At 73.8% G+C, this 18,660-nt stretch carries 15 protein-coding genes and 1 pseudogene; 5 read left to right on the top strand and 11 right to left on the bottom strand.

The genetic code is table 11. The annotated features are described in order from the left end of the window. Nucleotides 1-104: 104 nt before the first annotated feature. On the bottom strand, nucleotides 105-446 hold the full coding sequence (gene bldG / locus SNE206_RS05235) for an anti-sigma factor antagonist BldG (RefSeq protein WP_405012600.1): 342 nt from the start codon (nucleotides 444-446) through the stop codon (nucleotides 105-107). Nucleotides 447-664: 218 nt separating this feature from the next. Here bldG and SNE206_RS05230 point away from each other — a divergent pair, with 218 nt between their 5' ends. Continuing rightward, nucleotides 665-3,025 carry a DEAD/DEAH box helicase gene (locus tag SNE206_RS05230; RefSeq protein WP_407912154.1) on the top strand — a complete coding sequence of 787 codons (2,361 nt, stop codon included), beginning with the start codon at nucleotides 665-667 and terminating at the stop codon, nucleotides 3,023-3,025. A gap of 66 nt (nucleotides 3,026-3,091) precedes the next feature. Here SNE206_RS05230 and SNE206_RS05225 read toward each other — a convergent pair. The 8 genes and pseudogenes from SNE206_RS05225 to ssd all read right to left on the bottom strand — a co-directional run. Next, a pseudogene (locus tag SNE206_RS05225) lies at nucleotides 3,092-3,460 on the bottom strand (Rv3654c family TadE-like protein); the annotation flags it as partial. After that, nucleotides 3,448-3,804, bottom strand: coding sequence for a TadE family type IV pilus minor pilin (locus SNE206_RS05220; protein WP_407912153.1), 357 nt, complete (start codon nucleotides 3,802-3,804; stop codon nucleotides 3,448-3,450). The pseudogene SNE206_RS05225 and the gene SNE206_RS05220, both read right to left, overlap by 13 nt. 79 nt (nucleotides 3,805-3,883) lie before the next feature. Then, nucleotides 3,884-4,162 carry a DUF4244 domain-containing protein gene (locus tag SNE206_RS05215; RefSeq protein ID WP_407912152.1) on the bottom strand — a complete coding sequence of 93 codons (279 nt, stop codon included), beginning with the start codon at nucleotides 4,160-4,162 and terminating at the stop codon, nucleotides 3,884-3,886. An 89-nt stretch (nucleotides 4,163-4,251) separates the two neighbouring features. Continuing rightward, nucleotides 4,252-5,037: a type II secretion system F family protein gene (locus SNE206_RS05210; protein ID WP_407912151.1), complete on the bottom strand. Its 786-nt coding sequence runs from the start codon at nucleotides 5,035-5,037 to the stop codon at nucleotides 4,252-4,254. Next, entirely contained in the window at nucleotides 5,034-5,846 is an 813-nt protein-coding gene (locus tag SNE206_RS05205) for a type II secretion system F family protein (protein WP_407912150.1), read from the bottom strand. Before SNE206_RS05205 ends, SNE206_RS05210 begins: the two co-directional genes overlap by 4 nt. Before the next feature lie 197 nt (nucleotides 5,847-6,043). Further along, on the bottom strand, nucleotides 6,044-6,181 hold the full coding sequence (locus SNE206_RS05200) for a hypothetical protein (protein ID WP_407912149.1): 138 nt from the start codon (nucleotides 6,179-6,181) through the stop codon (nucleotides 6,044-6,046). Then, nucleotides 6,178-7,479, bottom strand: a complete 1,302-nt coding sequence (locus SNE206_RS05195) for a TadA family conjugal transfer-associated ATPase (protein WP_407912148.1) — start codon at nucleotides 7,477-7,479, stop codon at nucleotides 6,178-6,180. The genes SNE206_RS05200 and SNE206_RS05195 overlap by 4 nt, the downstream gene beginning before the upstream one ends. An 83-nt stretch (nucleotides 7,480-7,562) precedes the next feature. Further along, nucleotides 7,563-8,675 carry a septum site-determining protein Ssd gene (gene ssd / locus SNE206_RS05190; protein WP_407912147.1) on the bottom strand — a complete coding sequence of 371 codons (1,113 nt, stop codon included), beginning with the start codon at nucleotides 8,673-8,675 and terminating at the stop codon, nucleotides 7,563-7,565. A gap of 813 nt (nucleotides 8,676-9,488) precedes the next feature. Between ssd and SNE206_RS05185 the strand changes: the two genes are divergently transcribed. Further along, on the top strand, nucleotides 9,489-10,298 hold the full coding sequence (locus SNE206_RS05185; protein ID WP_407912232.1) for an HAD family hydrolase: 810 nt from the start codon (nucleotides 9,489-9,491) through the stop codon (nucleotides 10,296-10,298). A gap of 341 nt (nucleotides 10,299-10,639) precedes the next feature. Here the strand turns inward: SNE206_RS05185 and SNE206_RS05180 are convergent, their stop codons facing one another. After that, entirely contained in the window at nucleotides 10,640-11,521 is an 882-nt protein-coding gene (locus SNE206_RS05180) for an oxidoreductase (protein ID WP_407912146.1), read from the bottom strand. A 190-nt stretch (nucleotides 11,522-11,711) separates the two neighbouring features. On the opposite strand from SNE206_RS05180, the gene SNE206_RS05175 reads away from it, so the two are divergent. Beyond that, on the top strand, nucleotides 11,712-12,698 hold the full coding sequence (locus SNE206_RS05175) for an ATP-binding protein (protein ID WP_407912145.1): 987 nt from the start codon (nucleotides 11,712-11,714) through the stop codon (nucleotides 12,696-12,698). Between the two features lie 350 nt (nucleotides 12,699-13,048). Continuing rightward, nucleotides 13,049-15,406 carry a SulP family inorganic anion transporter gene (locus tag SNE206_RS05170; protein ID WP_407912144.1) on the top strand — a complete coding sequence of 786 codons (2,358 nt, stop codon included), beginning with the start codon at nucleotides 13,049-13,051 and terminating at the stop codon, nucleotides 15,404-15,406. A 60-nt stretch (nucleotides 15,407-15,466) separates the two neighbouring features. Here the strand turns inward: SNE206_RS05170 and SNE206_RS05165 are convergent, their stop codons facing one another. After that, on the bottom strand, nucleotides 15,467-15,763 hold the full coding sequence (locus SNE206_RS05165) for a hypothetical protein (RefSeq protein ID WP_407912143.1): 297 nt from the start codon (nucleotides 15,761-15,763) through the stop codon (nucleotides 15,467-15,469). Nucleotides 15,764-16,356: 593 nt separating this feature from the next. Between SNE206_RS05165 and acs the strand changes: the two genes are divergently transcribed. Continuing rightward, nucleotides 16,357-18,309, top strand: coding sequence for an acetate--CoA ligase (gene acs, locus SNE206_RS05160; RefSeq protein WP_407912142.1), 1,953 nt, complete (start codon nucleotides 16,357-16,359; stop codon nucleotides 18,307-18,309). Nucleotides 18,310-18,660: the final 351 nt, after the last annotated feature.

Raw genomic sequence — 18,660 nt, 5'->3', positions numbered from 1 at the left:
TCCCTGGCTCGGCCGGGCGCTGACGCGCCCGGAGGACAGGCCCGTACAGGACCCGTCCGACCGGCGGGGCCGCATCAACGGCCCCGCCGGTACGGGACGTCGGATCAGTCGGTGGAAGCGACCGCGTCGTCCACCGACGTGTGGATCGGGAAGACCTTGGTCAGACCGGTGATCCGGAAAATCTTCAGAATGCGCTCCTGGTTGCAGACCAGACGGAGCGAGCCCTCGTGCGCACGGACCCGCTTGAGCCCGCCCACGAGCACGCCGAGGCCGGTGGAGTCGAGGAAGTCCACGCCCTCCATGTCGACAACGAGGTGGTAGTTGCCGTCGTTGACGAGCTCGACAAGCTGCTCGCGCAGCTTGGGGGCGGTGTACACATCGATCTCGCCGCCGACTTCGACGACCGTGCGATCGCCAACCGTACGGGTCGACAGGGACAGGTCCACGGAACCTCCAGCACCTTGCCTTGCTACGTCATTGCGATCCTCGGCCGGGTGGCCGTCACCGCGTGGTCGCAGGCCGGGCGAGGCAAGCCGGTGCAGACGAGCCTCGGCGTGCGTCCCTCGGCCGTGCGGCCGTCACGGGCTCATTCAACCACCTGCGGCCATGCCCGCACGATGGCTTGCAGCGATTCTCCGTCACGCCGGTGCCACACTGGATCCCCATGCCGCCCCGTCATCACTCGCCCGAAGCCCTGCTCGAGACCCTGTCCACCAGCCGGGGCCGGTCGGACCGCCTCACCCATACGGAGCATCTTCCCGCGCGTCCCGCACGCCACTCCTCCTGGCCGGAAGGAATCCGTCCGGAAATCCGGGAGGCCGCGCGCGAGCTCGGCGTGGACGAGCCGTGGGCCCATCAGGCCACCGCGATGGAGTTGGCGAAAAGCGGCCGGAATGTCGTGATCGCCACCGGTACGGCCTCCGGCAAGTCCCTCGGATACCTGGCACCCGTGCTCAGCGACCTGCTCGACGGCACGGAGGCCCGCAACGGCCGCGGTGCCACCGCGCTCTACCTAGCCCCGACGAAGGCCCTGGCCGCCGACCAGCGCAGGCGTGCCGCCGAACTCGTACCGCCGCGTGTCCGGGTCGCGCTCTACGACGGCGACACCCCGGTGGAGGAGCGCGAGTGGGTCCGCCAGTACGCCTCGTACGTGCTGACCAACCCGGACATGCTGCACCGCGGCATCCTGCCGGCCCACGCGCGCTGGTCGACCTTCCTGAAGACCCTGCGCTACGTCGTGATCGACGAGTGCCACAGCTATCGCGGAGTGTTCGGCTCGCACGTCGCCCAGGTGCTGCGGCGCCTGCGGCGGCTGTGCGCCCGGTACGGCGCGGAGCCGACGTTCCTGCTGGCCTCGGCCACCACGGCGGAGCCGGCCGTCACCGCGCAGCGCCTCACCGGCCTCCCGGCGGTCGCGGTGACGGAGGACGCCTCCCCGCGCGGCCCGCTGGTGTTCGCCCTGTGGGAGCCCCCGCTCACCGAACACGTCGGCGAGCAGGGCGCACCCGTGCGCCGCACGGCGACGGCCGAGACCGGATACCTGCTGACCGACCTGGTCTCCGCCGGCACCCGCACGGTGGCCTTCGTCCGGTCCCGTCGCGGTGCCGAACTCGTCGCCCTCCAGGCCCAGGACCTGCTGGGCAGCCCGCTCGCCGGGCGGGTCGCGGCCTACCGCGGCGGCTACCTCGCGGACGAGCGCCGCGCGCTGGAGCGCGACCTGCACTCCGGCCGACTGCTGGGGCTCGCCTCCACCTCGGCCCTGGAGCTGGGGGTCGACGTGTCGGGCCTGGACGCCGTCCTGATCGCCGGATACCCGGGCACCCGTGCCTCGCTCTGGCAGCAGGCCGGCCGGGCCGGCCGTGAGGCCCAGGGAGCCCTGGCCGTCCTGATCGCCCGGGACGACCCGCTGGACACCTACCTCGTGCACCATCCCGAGGCGCTGTTCGACAACCCCGTCGAGGCCACCGTGCTCGACCCCGACAACCCGCACGTCCTGGCCCCGCACCTGTGCGCGGCCGCGGCCGAGCTGCCGATCGCCGAGGCCGACCTGAGCCTGTTCGGGCCGTCCGCCGCGACGCTGCTGCCGGTGCTGGAGCGCCGCGGACTGCTCCGTCAGCGGGCGGACGGTGCCTGGTACTGGACCCGGCGGGAGCGCGCCGCCGACCAGGTCGACCTGCGCGGCGGCGGGGGCGACCCCGTCCAGATCGTCGAGGCCTCGACCGGGCGGCTGCTGGGCACCGTGGACGCGGCCGCGTCCCACACGACCGTCCACACCGGCGCCGTCCATCTGCACCAGGGGCGCACCTACCTCGTCCGGGACCTCGACCTGGAGACCTCGGTCGCGCTGGTCGAGGCAGCCGATCCGCCGTACACGACGGCCGCCCGCGACATCACCTCGATCTCCGTGCTGTCCACCGACATCACCGAGGCATGGGGCGAGGCCCGGATGAACTTCGGCGCGGTCGAGGTCGTGAACCAGGTCGTGGGATTCCTGCGCAAGCGGATCCCGACCGGCGAGGTGCTCGGCGAGACCAAGCTGGACCTCCCGCCCCGGACGCTGCGGACGCGCGCCGTGTGGTGGTCGGTGACGGAGGATCAGCTGCTCGATGCGAACATCCCGTTCGACCAGCTGCCCGGTGCCGCCCATGCCGCCGAGCACGCCTCGATCGGGCTGCTGCCGCTGTTCGCCACCTGCGACCGCTGGGACATCGGCGGTGTGTCCGTGCCCCTGCACCCCGACACCGGGCTGCCGACGGTGTTCGTCCACGACGGGCACTCCGGCGGCGCCGGCTTCGCCGAGCGGGGCTTCCGCCGCGCGCGCCAGTGGCTCACCGCCACACGGGACGCCATCGCCGCATGCGAGTGCGAACGCGGCTGCCCCTCCTGCGTGCAGTCCCCCAAGTGCGGGAACGGGAACGACCCGCTCGACAAGGCGGCGGCGGTACGGCTGCTGGACGCCCTGCTCGCCGGAGCCCCGGCGGACGCCGGACGGCCGGGTCAGGGGGACGGCGACGAACCCCGCTAGGGAGACCCGGCCGCGGACCGACTCGGGTGCGGCGTCGCCTCCGGCCCACACCAGGCCGGCCCGGGATCGGGCCCTGGCCGGGCCGGTCGGCAGCGGAAGCCGGGTGACGACCGCGCCCGCACGGACCTCCACCACGACCTCGACGGCGTCCTCGGACGGCACCGGCGTGCAGGAGACCAGCGACGCCTCCTGGGCCACGGCGATCCGGCCTGCGCGCCCGCAGCCCCCGTCGGGGTCGACCAGCAGCCGCTCGGCGGCTGCGAGAGCGGCAAGGTCCGCCGCCGACTCCGCACGGTGCCTCGCAGCCACCGCCGTGCCCATCACCAGGCCGACCGTGAAGACCAGGCAGGCGACCACGCCCAGGGCGAGCAGCCAGACGGTGGCGGAGCCGCGGTCCGGCGGTCCGGGCCGCCGGACCCCGTTCAGGACGGCCACGACGCACCTCCTTCCCGGCCCAGGACGTCCTCGCGCGCGGCGACCGCCGAGGCGGTGAGCCGCACCGCCAGGACGGCGCCGAACCGGCCGGGCCCGGGGTAGGGCGACTCGACGGTCACCCGGACGGTGTCGGCCTCCTGCAGGACCTGGACGACCGCTCCCCGCGGAGCGGCGGCCCGGGCCGAGGCTGCCGGATCGGCCTCGCCCCGCGCGGCCGCCCGGGCACCCACCCGTGCGGCGTCGACGCAGCGGATCTGCGCCACCGTGCCGAGAACACCCCAGCTCAACAGGGCTGCCAGGAGCACCATGGCCGGCAGTGCCACCGCGGTCTCCGCCGTCACCATGCCTGCGTCCCCGCGCCCGTCCCCGCACCCGTCGCGGCGCCGCACCGGACGGCGGCGGACCGGACGGCGGCGCCCGTTCTCACACTGCATGGAGGGCACGGTCGAGCATTTCACCGAGAGCCCCGGACACGGCGCCGCTCGTGACGACCCGGTAGAGGACGGCCGCGAATCCGCACGCGGCGACCGTACCGATGGCGTACTCGGCGGTCGTCATTCCGGCGTCCGGCGGGCCCACCGTGAGGCGTCGCAGCCTCCAGGCCAGCCGGCGCGCGGGACGCCCCAGCGGCCTGTCGGTGCAGCGCCGGTGACGCGGACGGCCGGCCGGGAGCTGGGTGCTGCGGGCAGTGGGCAGAGGCATGGGGGTACTCCTTCGGACGGGGAACACGGAACGGTCAGGGCGAGGTATGCGGGACGAGGTAGGCGGGACGAGGGCGCGGAGGGAACGGTTCAGGCGTTCCGGAGGTACCCGGCGGTGAGGCCCGTGACCACCGGCACCACGCCGATCAGGACGAAGGCGGGCAGGAAGCAGAGGCCGAGCGGCGCGGTGGCGAGGACGCCGGCCCGGCGCACCCTGGCGTGTGCGGCCCTTACGGCGGCGGCTCGCTGGGCCTGGGCCAGACCGGCCAGGGCGGCGGACGGCGGCGCCCCGCCAAGGCTCGTACGCGCCAGGCAGCGCGCCAGCGGTGCGAGTGACGGGCTGTCGGCTGCGAGCTGCTCCCAGCAGGCATCCGGCGGGGCCCCCAGAGCCAGGTGGGCGGCGACCGCATCGAGGCGCTCGCGCATGGGCGGTTCAAGGCTTGCCGCGACGGCCGCCGCGGCTCCGCCGGGCGACGACGAGACGGCCAGGAAGGCTGCCAGGAGTTCCGCCGCGAGTGGGAGCTGGCGCAGCAGGTCGTCCTGCTCCCGAGCTGCCCTTGCCTCCTGTGGAAGCGGCGGACGCGGTAGCCGGTGGTACGCCAGTGCGGCGGCGAGCGATCCGGCGACCAGTCCGACCGCCCCGCCGGTCAGGGCCGCCACGGCCAGCCCGGCCGCGGCCGGCAGCAGCCAGGCCCTGGCCCGTAGGCGTTCCCGCGGCGGCCGCAGTCGGCGCACGCCCTGTCCGTACCGGGAGTCGCGGCAGGCGGCCGTACGGAGGCCCCGGAGCCGGCGCCTGGCCGTCCTGCGCCCGACCGGTCCCGGGAGCAGGGCGGCGGACACGGCCAGCGCCGACAGCACGGCCGGGGTGGCGTTCACCGTTCCGCCCCGACGTGTCCGTGGCCCGGACCGCTGCTGCCGACCGGATCCTGTCGGACGTCCCGACGCCGGGTCAGTCCGCAGGAGCCGGACGGCGCGGCGCGCTCCGGCTGCTTCCGGGGGCCGCCCTCGGCGTCCCGGACGATCCGCGACGTCCAGGCCAGCCCGGCCGCTTCGAGCAGCACGCCCGCCGCCAGGCAGCCGAGACCGACCGGGGTGTGCAGCAGCGTCGTGAGCGGATGCGCCCCCAGAGCGGCGCCGAGCAACAGGGCGAGCACCGGGAGCACCGCGAGCAGTGCGGTGGTCGCCCGGCAGCCGGCGAGTTCGCCGGCGATCTCCTCCGCCAGGGCGCGCTCGGCCCGCAGCGCATCGGCGAGCCGGTCCAGTCCGTGTGCGAGACCGGTGCCGCTGTCGCTGCCGACCTGCCAGCACGCGGCCAGGGCAGCCGCGCCGCGGCCGCCGGGCAGCTCGGCGATCAGCCGGAGGGCCGCGGGGACGTTCGCCCCGTACGGCGCTGCCGCGAGCCTGGCCGAGGCCTCCGCCCCGAGATCGCCGCGGAACGCCGCCTCCCTGCTCATGACCACGTGGAGGGCCTGCTCCGGGGTGGCCCCGCTGCGCAGTTCTCCCACCAGACCGGTGCAGAGGTCGATCACGGCGGCGGCTCGTCGCCGTGCCTGCTCCGCCGTGCGGCGGCGGGCGCGCCACCTGCGGAGCGGGACGACGCCGACGGCTGCCGCGAGGACCGGCACCGGGGAGTCGACGGCGTGCGCCGCCAACAGCCCGACGGGCAGCAGGGCGAGCTCGGGCACAGCTCCCGGCAGGCGGTTCCTCCATCGGGTGCCCCGAGCCGCGGGCGCCGCTCCGCACCCTCGTGGGCGGCCGCCGCGGGCTGCGCCGCGGAGCACGACCGTGGCCCGTCCACCGGAACGCCTGCGCCGCCGGTGCCCGAGCAGCAGGGCTGCCGACAGCCCGCCGAACATCCCGGCCCAGGGCATCAGGTACGCGTTCACGGCGTGCCTCCCGGGCCGTCCCCGGTGCCGCGGTCCTTCGGCGGCCGGCCGGCGTACTCCAGCAGCCACCAGGCGAGAGCGGCGGCACCGCACAGGGCCATGACCCAGATCACCTCGAACTGACCGAGCGTCACGCGAACCTCCCGGGGAGGATCACGCCGCGTTCCGCGCAGGCCCGCTGGAGCGTCGGCCAGCCGGGGCCGGTCTCGGATCGGCCGGGGCCGAAGCGGACGGCGGGGCGGGTGGTGGCCAGCCCCCGGCTGTCTCCCTCCACGATGTGGAGTTCGGCGACGCGGCGCTGCCCGGTCTGCGGGTCGCGGACGAGGTGGATCACCACGTCGAGGGCTGCACGGAGCTGGCTGTGCAGCGAGAAGCGGTCGAGGCCGGCGAGCGATCCGAGCGCCTCCAGCCTGGCCGGGACGTCCGCAGCCGCGTTCGCGTGCACGGTGCCGCATCCGCCCTCGTGGCCGGTGTTCAGTGCTGCGAGCAGGTCCACCACCTCGGCACCGCGGACCTCGCCCACGACGAGCCGGTCGGGGCGCATGCGCAGCGCCTGCCGTACGAGTTCGCGGAGGGTCAGTTCGCCGAGGCCTTCCTGGTTCGGCGGCCGGCTCTGCAGGCGCACGACGTGCGGGTGGTCGGGGCGGAGCTCCGCCGAGTCCTCGGCGACGACGATGCGCTCCCGGGGGTCGACCAGGCCGAGCAGGCTGCAGAGGAGGGTGGTCTTCCCCGAGCCCGTACCACCGCTGACGAGCAGTGAGAGCCTGGCCTTCAGCACCCCGGCGAGCAGTTCCGCGCCTGACGCGGAGACCGTGCCGCCGCGGGTCAGCTCGTCGAGGGTGAACGGGCTGGATCGGCAGATGCGCAGCGAGATGTGGGTGCAGCCGGTCGCGATCGGCGGGAGGACGGCGTGCAGGCGCGTGCCGTCCGGGAGCCGGGCGTCCACCCACGGCATGGCGTCGTCGAGTCGGCGGCCCGCGGCGGTCGCCAGCCGGTGGGCCAGGTGCCGTACGGCGTCGGGGCCGGGGAACCGCACCTCGGGCACCCGCTGCAGCCCGCGGCCGCAGTCGATCCACACCTCGTCCGGCGCGTTGACGAGAACGTCCGTCACGTCGGGACGTTCGAGGAGCTGGTGGAGCGGGCCCGTCCCGATCAGCTCGGCCTGGATGGCCCGGACCGTGTCGAGGACGTCGCCTCCGCCCAGGGTGGGCCGGCTGGCACGGAGCGCGGCGGCGACGGACCCGGTGGTGGGCGGAGTCCCGGTCTCCGCCAGCCGGAGCCGGACGGCGTCGAGCAGCGCGACGGGCTGCTGCGCCCCGTCGCCGGACCGGGCCTGGGACGCAGCCCAGAGCGCGTCGCGGCTGCCGGGCGGGGGCCCGGACGGCGGCGCCTCGGAACCGCGGGGGCGTCGAGTCTCCCGAGCGGTCCGCACGGCCGTTTCCCCGGTCCTGGCCCGCCGTGGTCCGGCGGTGGCTCCGGTGCCGGACCGCAGTCCTCGCAGCATCAGGCGGCCCGTCACACCGCACCGCCGCCGGCCGCCGCGACCGGCGGCATGACCTCGTCCAGGAAGCCGCTGCAGAACCGTGCCAGCGGACCGCGCTCGCGGGCGCCGGGCGGCAGTCCGCGCTCGACGTCGAGACCCAGCCCGGGCTCGGGCGGGAGTTCACCGGCGAAGGCCAGCCCGAGGTTCCGGGCGATCTCGACGGCCGTCAGCCCGACCGGGCCGGGTGTGCGGACGACGGCCCGCAGGTCGGTCATGCGCATTCTGGCGGCGGCGGCCACGCGGTCGGCCGCGGCGAGCGCGCGCAGTTCCGCGGGCACCACCAGCAGCCCGGTGTCGACCTGCTCCAGGGCCTGCGCGGCGGCCGCGTCGAGCTGCCTGGGCAGGTCGACGACGACGAGGCCGCCGCGCCGCCTGGCGGCGGCGAGCACGCTCTGCATCGCCTCCGGCGGGATGGTCAGGCAGTCGCTGCGGTCCCAGGAGAGCGCGCTGAGTCCTCGGAGCTCCGGCAGTGCCTTGGCGAGTTCGGCGCCGCTCAGCCGGCCCCGGGAGGCTGCGAGGTCGGGCCAGCGGAGCCCGTCCGCCGCCTCACCCCCGAGGAGGACGTCGAGGCCGCCGCCGAGCGGGTCGGCGTCGACGAGCATCGTGCGGTGTCCGGCGCGTGCCGCGGTCACGGCCAGCGCGCAGGCGAGTGTGGAGGCGCCCGCCCCGCCGCGGCCGCCCAGCACGCCGACCGTGAGCGCGGACGGCCCGACGCCCTCGGTGGCGTCGGCGATCCGGTCCAGCAGCCAGGCCTGGGCGTCCGGCAGGAAGAGGACGTGCTCGGCGCCGACCCGCACGGCGCGGACCCACACGCCGCCGTCGTCGAGGTCGATGCCGAGGAGGAGGACGCCCGGTCGACGGGGAAGCCCGCTGCACCGCTCGGCGAGGTCGTCACCGACCAGGACGAGCGGTGCGTTCTCCCACGTCGACCTGGGCGGCGCGTCGCCGAGGACGTCGGGTTCGGCCCCGGCGGCGGCGCAGATCCGGGTGAGGTGTTCGGCGACGGACGCGTCGCCGGTCACGATGAGGGGACGGGGCTGCGCCGGCCGGCCGGTCGGCTGGGAGTCGGTGATGGGTGTCGACATTGCGGTCTCCCCCAGGGGTCGCTGTCCGGTGTGGTGCCGAGCGGGCCCGGGCAGGTTCGGCCCTGGCGCAGGTCGGCAGGGCGTTCCGCTCCTTCCGGTGGCCCGGAGGTCGGCTGCCCGGTCACCAGACTGCGGCTCCGGGGGCGGCGGCCCGGCGGCTGCGGAATGCCTGTGGACAACTGGGGGGCTGTGGATAACTTCTTCACCCGACCGGGGGGTATTGCATCGGGGAATTGACGTTCACCGCGGGCTGCTGGCCATTCACCGGGTCGGGAAACGAACCGATTTTTCACCGATGAAGCAGTCACCGAGAGTGACAGAAGTGCAGTCGTGGTGATGATGGGGATGCCGTGCGCAATCCCTGTGACGGAACCGCGCCGAGCGGCCACCGGCTGTGTCAACAGGCCCTCGAAACGGGCCCGGACGTGCGACGACCCCCGCCGGGGGGGAGAGCGGGGGTCGTCTATCCACGGTCCGACTCGGGGGGGAGGAGCCGGACCGGGTTAGCACGGTCGCGAACGATCCGTGACTTCCATGGTGTACCCGAGCGGCCAGAAACACAAACCCGCGCGCCCTCACGTACACCGAATGGCGGCGGGCATTACCCCGCCCTCTATCCTCGGTCCCGTGGACAGCACCGAGAACTCCGGCACCGTCGGCCCCGACGCCGATCCAGCGAGCGGAACCGGCACGGAGGGGCCCGCGGCACCCGCCTCCGGACAGTCCGCCGAGCCGCGCCCCGACGCCGGCCGGCCCGCGTCCGGCGAGACCTCCGCCGCGAAGGCGGTCGCCCTCGGGTCCGCCCTCGTCCGCCTGCCCGGCGGCCCGCGCACGGCGGCCTTCTTCGACCTCGACAAGACCATCATCGCCAAGTCGAGCGCCCTCGCGTTCAGCCGGCCGTTCTACCAGGGCGGACTGATCAACCGTCGGGCCGTGCTGAAGAGTGCGTACGCGCAGTTCGTCTTCCTCCTGGGCGGCGCCGATCACGACCAGATGGAGAAGCTGAGGCAGTACCTGTCCGCCCTCACCCGGGGCTGGAACGTGCAGCAGGTCCGCGAGATCGTCGCGGAGACCCTGCACGAACTGATCGACCCGATCATCTACGACGAGGCCGCCTCGCTGATCGAGCAGCACCACACCGCCGGGCGCGACGTCGTGATCGTCAGCAGCTCCGGCTCGGAGGTGGTGGAGCCGATCGGCCGCCTGCTCGGGGCCGATCACGTCATCGCCACCCGGCTGAAGGTGGAGGACGGGCGCTACACCGGCGAGATCGAGTACTACGCCTACGCCGAGAACAAGGCGGCCGCGATCCGCGAGCTCGCCGCGGAGCAGGGCTACGACCTGGCCGACTGCTACGCCTACAGCGACTCGTCGACCGATCTGCCCCTGCTGGAGGCCGTCGGCCACCCCTCCGCCGTGAACCCCGACCGGGCCCTCCGCAAGGAGGCCGCGGCCCGCGAGTGGCCGGTGCTCGTGTTCAACCGGCCGGTCGAACTCCGCAGCCGGCTACCGGAGTTCTCCACCCCCAGCAGGACGGTGCTGCTGGGGGTGGCGCTCGGCACCGCAGTCGTCACCGCCGGCCTGCTCTGGTACGCGGCGAAGCAGCGCCGCCCGTCCGCCTGACGGCCGGACCTGCACATCCCGCCAAATCGGACAAGCGGGAAAAACTTCTTCTTTCGGGTTCCGCTTTGCAGCGATCCGCGATAGAAAGGACATACGGCCCGCGAGACCCGGTCAGGACCCTAAGGGGTCGATCCGACAACGCAGTTAAGGCCCACGGACCGCGTACAGATAGTCGAGCACCCACATGCAGCCGACCCGCTGACGGGCCGCCGCACCAGGTGAACGGGCCAGATCCCCACCTGATGGGCACTTCCGGTGCATGCTTGGTAACCCGGCACCTGTACCAGCGGCGGCACCCGGCAGGATCGGGTGCCGCCGCATCTGCGCACTCTCCCGCCCTGTCAGACCATGCCGCGCTGCATGGCCTCGCACACCGCGGTGCTCTCCCGGACGCCCAGCCGCAGGGCCTCGGCGCAGTGCGCGATCCAGCGGGCCATGCCCTCGCCGGTGCCGCCGAGGTAGCCCGCGAGGGCGTCCCGGTAGGCCGCGGTCCCGAGTTCGGCGAGGCCGACCTCGGCGGGGCAGATGGCCTTGGGGTCGAGGCCCTCCGCGATCAGGACGATCCGCTGGGCGGCCCGCGCGATGACGCCGTTGTGCGAGGCGAAGGGGCGAAGCGCGAGCAGCTCGCCGTGCACCACCGCGGCCACCACGAGAGCGGGCGTGCCGCTCGCCGCGCCCTCCGCCCGGCCGGCCAGCAGCCGGGCGAGCTGGTCGAGGCGCGCCGCAGCCTCGTCCGCGCCCGGGGCGGCGGGAAGCTCCACCCCCTTCGCCGAACGGTCGAACCCCTCCGCCGCCGCGATCTCCAGCGGGAAGAGCGGCGCAGCGGTCTCGTCGGCCCGGCGGGGACGGCCCGTGGCGGCGTCCGCGTCGCCCGTCGCGAGCAGGTGCAGCCGCGCCAGGACCTGCAGCGGGGAGTGCCGCCACACGCCGAGCAGCTGCCCGGCCTCGGCCGAGATCCGCAGGGCACCGCCGACCGCGCGCGCCTGCTCGTCGCCGCTGAAGTCGCTGCGCCGGCGGATCTCCTCCAGCGGCCAGTCGGCGCCGTCCAGGGCCGCCGAGGCCCTGGCACCTCGGAGGGCGGCCTCGGACGTGACCTCGCCGGCCCGCCGGCGCATCACCCGGTGCCCGTAGAGGCGGTCGACGGCCTTGCGTACCTCGGCGACGGCCTCGGGCACTCCGGGCAGGACGGCCAGCGAGGCGAGGGGATCAGTTCCAGTGCTCACCTACCAGAGGGTAATGACTCCCTCCGCACCCCCTGCACAGCAACCCCGGTGTCACCCGATCGAGGCAATCCGCCATTCCCGCATGTGCCGCCCACCAAACCACCGCTAGCATGACCGCTATCGGTGACGATAACGATTTCCAACACAGCCGAGCGGCCAGGGGTCGCCGCGGCGGGAGCCGGAGCCTCAGATGAAGATCGCCTTCGTCGGCAAGGGCGGCAGCGGCAAGACGACGCTGTCCGCACTGTTCATCCGCCACCTGGCCGCCGCCGGCCGCCCGGTGATCGCCGTCGACGCCGACATCAACCAACACCTGGGCCCGGCACTCGGCCTGACCGACGACCAGGCCGCCCGGCTGCCCGCCCTCGGTGCCCACCTGCCGGACATCAAGGAGTACCTGCGCGGCGACAACCCGCTGATCGGCTCCTCCGACGAGATGATCAAAACCACTCCCCCCGGTCGCGGCTCACGCCTGCTGCGGATCATCGAGGAGAACCCGGTCTACAGCGCGTGCGCCCGCCCGGTCGCCCTCGACGAGGGATCGGTCCGGCTCATGGTCACCGGAGCCTTCGCCGAGGAGGACCTCGGCGTCGCGTGCTACCACTCCAAGGTCGGCGCGGTCGAACTCCTGCTCAACCACCTGGTCGACGGCCGCGACGAGTACGTGGTCACCGACATGACGGCGGGTTCGGACTCCTTCGCCTCCGGCCTCTTCACCCGGTTCGACCTGACCTTCCTCGTGGCCGAACCGACCCGCAAGGGCGTGTCGGTCTACCGGCAGTACAAGGAGTACGCGCGGGACTTCGGCGTCGCCCTGCGGGTGGTCGGCAACAAGGTGCAGGGGGCCGAGGATCTCGCCTTCCTCCGCCGCGAGGTCGGCGAGGACCTCCTGGCGGCCTTCGGCCAGTCCGACTGGGTGCGGCGCCTGGAGCAGGGCTCCGAGCCCGCGCTGGGCGCACTGGAACCCGCCAACCGCACGGTGCTGGCCCGGCTGCAGGCCGAGGCGGACGCCGCCCACGCGCTCCGGGATCCGCACAAGTACACCGCGCAGGCCGTCCACTTCCACCTCCGCAACGCGGAGAGCTGGGGCAACGCCAAGACGGGGCGCGATCTCTCCACCCAGGTCGACGCGGGCTTCGTGCTCGGTGCCGACGACCTGGACGCCGCGCACGCCTGACCCCTCCCGGGCAGCCGGCCGCACCGCGGCCGACAGGGCCGGTGAACGCTCCCACCTGGGCGTTCACCGGCCCTTCCCGTTGCGAGTTCCCCCCGCGGCGCACCTCCACCCGTAAAGGTGAATCCACCGTTCCGGCACGCCACCCGCCGTCACATCGTGCAAAGATTCCATTACTCTCGGTTTACCGACTCTTGGTACACCGGCTTCCAGATGGTCTTAGGTCCCCGCGGGAATCTACCGCCGCGTCCTCACCATCCCGCCCAGCCGTCGCGATCCACACAGCCGATCCGCCCGCGTGCCTTCACAAGCCGGACCTGACTGCGTTCGTTCCCCCGGACAGACGGGACACCATGACTCTCGACATCTCCACCGCCCCCATCGCCTCGGACACCACGGACCACGCGCCACCGCCGCAGCCCGGCCGCCCGGGCCGGGGCCGCCGCCACTCACACCTCCTCCACGACCTGCCCGCATCGCTGGCGGTCTTCCTGATCGCCGTGCCCTTCTCGCTCGGCATCGCACTCGCCACCGGCGCGCCGCTGACCGCAGGACTCGTCGCCGCCGCCGCCGGCGGCCTCGTGGCCGGGCTCCTCGGCGGCACCCCGCTCCAGGTCAGCGGACCGTCCGCGGCCCTGACCGTCATCACCGCCGGCATCGTCGCGCAGTACGGCTGGCGCATCGCCTGCACCGTGACCGTCGCCGCGGGGCTGCTGCAACTCCTGCTCGGCTCGCTCCGCGTCGCCCGCGCCGCCCTGGCCGTCTCCCCCGCCGTCGTCCACGGCATGCTCGCCGGTGTCGGCCTCACCATCGCCCTCGCACAGCTGCACGTCGTCCTCGGCGGCGCCCCGCAGAGCTCGGCGCTCGCCAACCTGATCGCGCTCCCCGGCCAGGTCGCCGGCCCGCACCTGCCCGCACTGGCGGTCGGCGCGCTCGCGGTGGCCGTGCTCGTCGCCTGGCCGCGGCTCGGCCGACTCCCCGGGGCCGCAGGGCGCGTCGGTCACCGACTCGCCCGGATCCCGGCCGCGCTGGTCGCCGTGGCCGCCGGGACGGTCCTCTCGCTCGGCCTCGGCCTGCGGCTCGCCCGCGTCGAACTGCCCGGCTGGCAGCACCACGCCCTCGCCGAGGCGCCCACCGGGCAACTGCTCGCCGCCCAGTGGCCGTCGCTCGTCGCCCTCGTACTGACAGTCACCGCGGTGGCCGGCGTCGAGTCCCTGCTGTCCTCCGTCGCGGTCGACCGGATGACCCACACGACCAGCGACCTCGACCGGGAGCTCCGCGGCCAGGGGCTCGCGAACATGGCATCCGGCGTCCTCGGCGGCCTGCCGGTCGCGGGCGGCGCGGTGCGGAGCACCGCCAACGTGCAGGCCGGGGCCGTGTCCCGGTGGTCCGCCGTGCTGCACGGATGCTGGGTGGTGCTCGCCGCGCTCGCACTGGCGGGCGGGCTGAGCCGTATCCCGCTCGCCGCGCTGGCCGCCCTCGTGCTCGTGGTCGGCATCCAGATGGTCAGCTTCGCGCACATCCGGCGCATCCACCGCCACCGCGAGTTCCCCGTCTACCTGGCGACCGTGGTCGGCGTCGTCGCCCTGGGCGTCCCGCTGGGCGTCGCCCTCGGCGGCACCGTCGCCGCCCTCCTCGCACTGCACCGGCTGACCCGGGCCCACGTCGACACGAGCACCGAACCGGACGGCTCGCACCACGTCCGGACGTACGGGCCGCTGACCTTCGCCGCCGTGCCCGCACTCAGCCGGACCCTGGCGCAGATCCCGCCAGGCGCCGCGGTGACCGTCCACCACGACGGATCCTTCCTCGACCACGCCGCGTACGAGGCACTGCACACCTGGCGCGCGATGTACCAGGCCGCGGGCGGGCGGGTCTCGCTGGTGACGGAGCACCGCACGGCGGAACCCCTGGATCCCGACGGCATCGTGCGCCACGACGCGACCGCGGGCCCCCACCACTGCCGGGCGTGGACACCCTGGATGGGCCACCACTGCATCGACCAGGACCCCGTCGACCCGCACGGGCGCCTGCTCGACGGTGTCCGCGGCTTCCAGCAGCACACGGCACCCCTGGTCCGTGACGAACTCGCGCGCCTGGCGAGGGAGGGCCAGACCCCCTCCCAGCTCTTCCTGACCTGTGCAGACTCCCGGATGGTCACGAGCATGATCACCAGTAGCGGCCCGGGAGACCTGTTCACCGTGCGGAACGTCGGGAACCTCGTGCCCGCGCCGCACGAGCCCGGCGCCGCCGACGACTCGGTGGCCGCCGCGGTGCAGTACGCGGTCGACGTCCTGGAAGTCCGCTCCATCACGGTCTGCGGCCACTCCGGCTGCGGTGCGATGAAGGCCCTGCTGGACGGCCTCCACGAACAACCCGGAACCCCCACGCCGCTCAGCCGCTGGCTGCGCAACGGGCGGGGGTCGCTGGCCCGGCTCAGGCGCGCCCCGGCCCGGTTCGCCGACCGTCCGGCCACCGACCAGGTCGAGGAACTCTGCATCACCAACGTCGTCCAGCAGTTGGACCAGCTCCTCGCCAACCCGGCGGTGGAACGCCGGGTCGCCGACGGAAGCCTGCGCCTGGTCGGCATGTACTTCGACTTCGCGACCGCCCAGGCCTACGTCCTGGACGGTCCGAGCGGACGCTTCTCCCCCGTGTCGGCCGAGCTCCACGAGGCGCTCCGCCCCGAACGGACGGCGGTCACCGCCTGACGGTCCGGGGCCTCCGGGACACCCGTCGGTGCGGTCCGGGAAGCCCCGGGGCACCACCCGTCAGCTCCGCAGCAGGCTCCACAGGTCGGCCGGGGTCAACACACCCGGGCCACCGGTCGGCCGAGAAGAGGTGACCCCTGCGTCCAGGTAGCACCGGTCGACGAGCTGGGAGCAGATCATGTGGCGGCTGTCCGCCACGTCCCCCTTGGCGAATGGGCCGAAGGACAGACGGAAGCGGTGCGCGGCCGGCGCGAAGCAGTCGGCCGCGCTGCAGGGGACACCCGCGTAGCTGCGCGCCGCGGCCACCTGGGCCGCACGCTGTCCGGCCATCCGGACGGCCGCTGAATCGCCTGGCATGGCCCGGGATAGCCCGGGACAGCCGCGGCGCAAGGCGGTGAGGTGGAAGGCCGTGAGGTGCAAGAGGGGATGTCTGCGTCACGGCTCGGAGCTCCGTCGCGAGGAAGGGCTTCGATGGTCGGGCCTGCGGCGATGGCCACAGGCCCGCCTGGTCAGTGGAGTACCGATCCGCCGGACCGTCAAGTACTCGCGCACCGGAACGCGTCGGCGGAACGCGGGCGGCTGCGTCCGCGGTCGGCGCCGGGAGGAGTGCGCCCCGACGGCACAGCACCGGGGCGCACGGCCCGGAAGGGGACGGCTCGGGCCAGGGGCGGCGCCGAGGAGCAGGGTGTCCACGAGACGCCCGGGCTGCGGACCGGCGGCAGCCCCGCCCCTGATCGCGCCGACCGGAGGGCGGGGTATGACACCGGCACCGACGGGCGGTTCCGGACGGCTGGGCCGGTCCGGGCCCCTCACGCATCAAAGGTCTACACCAATTTTCGGGAGACTCTTGTCAACACGCCCGTTCGCCTGGTGAGCTGTGTGCTGGGACACACGGGACAATCCCTCCGCACGGGATCTCCCGGTACATCAGAGTCGATGAGGAGTGCGCGTTGAGCAACGAGAGCCTGGCCAACCTGCTCAAGGAGGAGCGTCGCTTCGCGCCTCCCGCGGAGCTCGCCTCGGCGGCCAACGTGACCGCGGACGCCTACGGGCGGGCGTCGGAGGACCGGCTGGCCTTCTGGGCGGAGCAGGCACGCCGCCTCAGCTGGGCCACCGAGCCGACCGAGACCCTGGACTGGTCGAACCCCCCGTTCGCGAAGTGGTTCGCCGACGGCACCCTCAACGTCGCCTACAACTGCGTCGACCGGCACGTGGAGGCCGGCAACGGCGACCGCGTCGCCCTCCACTTCGAGGGCGAACCCGGCGACAGCCGCACCATCACCTACGCCCAGCTCAAGGACGAGGTCTCCCGCGCCGCGAACGCCCTGCTGGAACTCGGCATCCACAAGGGCGACCGCGTCGCGATCTACCTCCCGATGATCCCCGAAGCCGTCATCTCGATGCTCGCCTGCGCCCGCATCGGCGCCACCCACTCCGTCGTCTTCGGCGGCTTCTCCGCCGACGCCGTCGCCTCCCGCATCCAGGACGCCGACGCAAAACTCGTCATCACCGCCGACGGCGGCCACCGCCGCGGCAAGCCCTCCGCCCTCAAACCCGCCATCGACGAAGCACTCACCAAGTGCCCCCAGGTCGAACACGTCCTCGTCGTCCGCCGCACCGGCCAGGACACCGCCTGGACCCCCGACCGCGACCTGTGGTGGCACGAGACCGTCGACCGCCAGAGCACCGAACACACCCCCCGGCCCCACGACGCCGAACACCCCCTGTTCATCCTCTACACCAGCGGCACCACCGGAAAACCCAAGGGCATCCTCCACACCACCGGCGGCTACCTCACCCAGACCGCCTACACCCACCACGCCGTCTTCGACCTCAAACCCGCCACCGACGTCTACTGGTGCACCGCCGACATCGGCTGGGTCACCGGCCACTCCTACATCGTCTACGGCCCCCTCGCCAACGGCGCCACCCAGGTCATCTACGAAGGCACCCCCGACACCCCCCACCAGGGCCGCTTCTGGGAAATCGTCCAGAAGTACGGCGTCACCATCCTCTACACCGCCCCCACCGCCATCCGCACCTTCATGAAGTGGGGCGACGACATCCCCGCCGCCTTCGACCTCACCACCCTCCGCGTCCTGGGCAGCGTCGGCGAACCCATCAACCCCGAAGCCTGGATCTGGTACCGCGAACACATCGGCGCCGACCGCTGCCCCGTCGTCGACACCTGGTGGCAGACCGAGACCGGCGCCATCATGATCAGCCCCCTGCCCGGCGTCACCGACACCAAGCCCGGCTCCGCCCAGCGCGCCCTGCCCGGCATCGCCGCCACCGTCGTCGACGACGACGCCAACGAGGTCCCCGACGGCTCCGGCGGCTACCTCGTCCTCACCGAACCCTGGCCCTCCATGCTCCGCACCGTCTGGGGCGACGACCAGCGCTACATCGACACCTACTGGTCCCGCTTCCCCGGCCGCTACTTCGCCGGCGACGGCGCCAAGAAGGACCACGACGGCGACATCTGGCTCCTCGGCCGCGTCGACGACGTCATGCTCGTCTCCGGCCACAACATCTCCACCACCGAAGTCGAATCCGCCCTCGTCGGCCACCCCAGGGTCGCCGAATCCGCCGTCGTCGGCGCCACCGACCCCACCACCGGCCAGGCCATCGTCGCCTTCGTCATCCTCCGCGGCACCCCCGACCACGACCCCGCCCTCACCGAAGAACTCCGCAACCACGTCGGCCGCACCCTCGGCCCCATCGCCAAACCCAAGCGCGTCCTCGTCGTCAACGAACTCCCCAAGACCCGCTCCGGCAAAATCATGCGCCGCCTCCTGCGCGACGTCGCCGAGAACCGCGAGATCGGCGACACCACCACCCTCGCCGACTCCTCCGTCATGAACCTCATCCAAGCCCAACTCCCCACCACCAACCAGAACTGACGACGACTTCCCTGCGGGCGGCGGCCCGCAGGGCGACGTGCGGCGGCGGGGGCCGGCCCCCCGCCCCGCGGGGCCCCCCCCCCCCCCCCCCCCCCCCGCGCCGGCGGGCCCGGGGTGGAGCGCCCGCCCGGGGGGGGGGCCACGTTGCGGGGGGCGGGCGGTGACCCCGGCGGGTGGGGGGCGGCCCGCCCGGCAGAACGACTGCCGGGCGGGCCGCCCCTTCGTCGTGTCCGGGCGGGGTGCGCGGCGTGGCGCGGGCGTTCGGCGGGCCGGTTCGCGGGACCGTCGTGCGATGTCCGCTCTTTTACCGTGATGGTTCGACACATGCAAGTCATGTCATCCCAATTGAAC

The organism is Kitasatospora sp. NE20-6 (assembly GCF_045862635.1).
The sequence above is the reverse complement of the archived record's forward strand: the minus strand, read 5'-3'. Positions and strand labels throughout refer to the sequence as shown.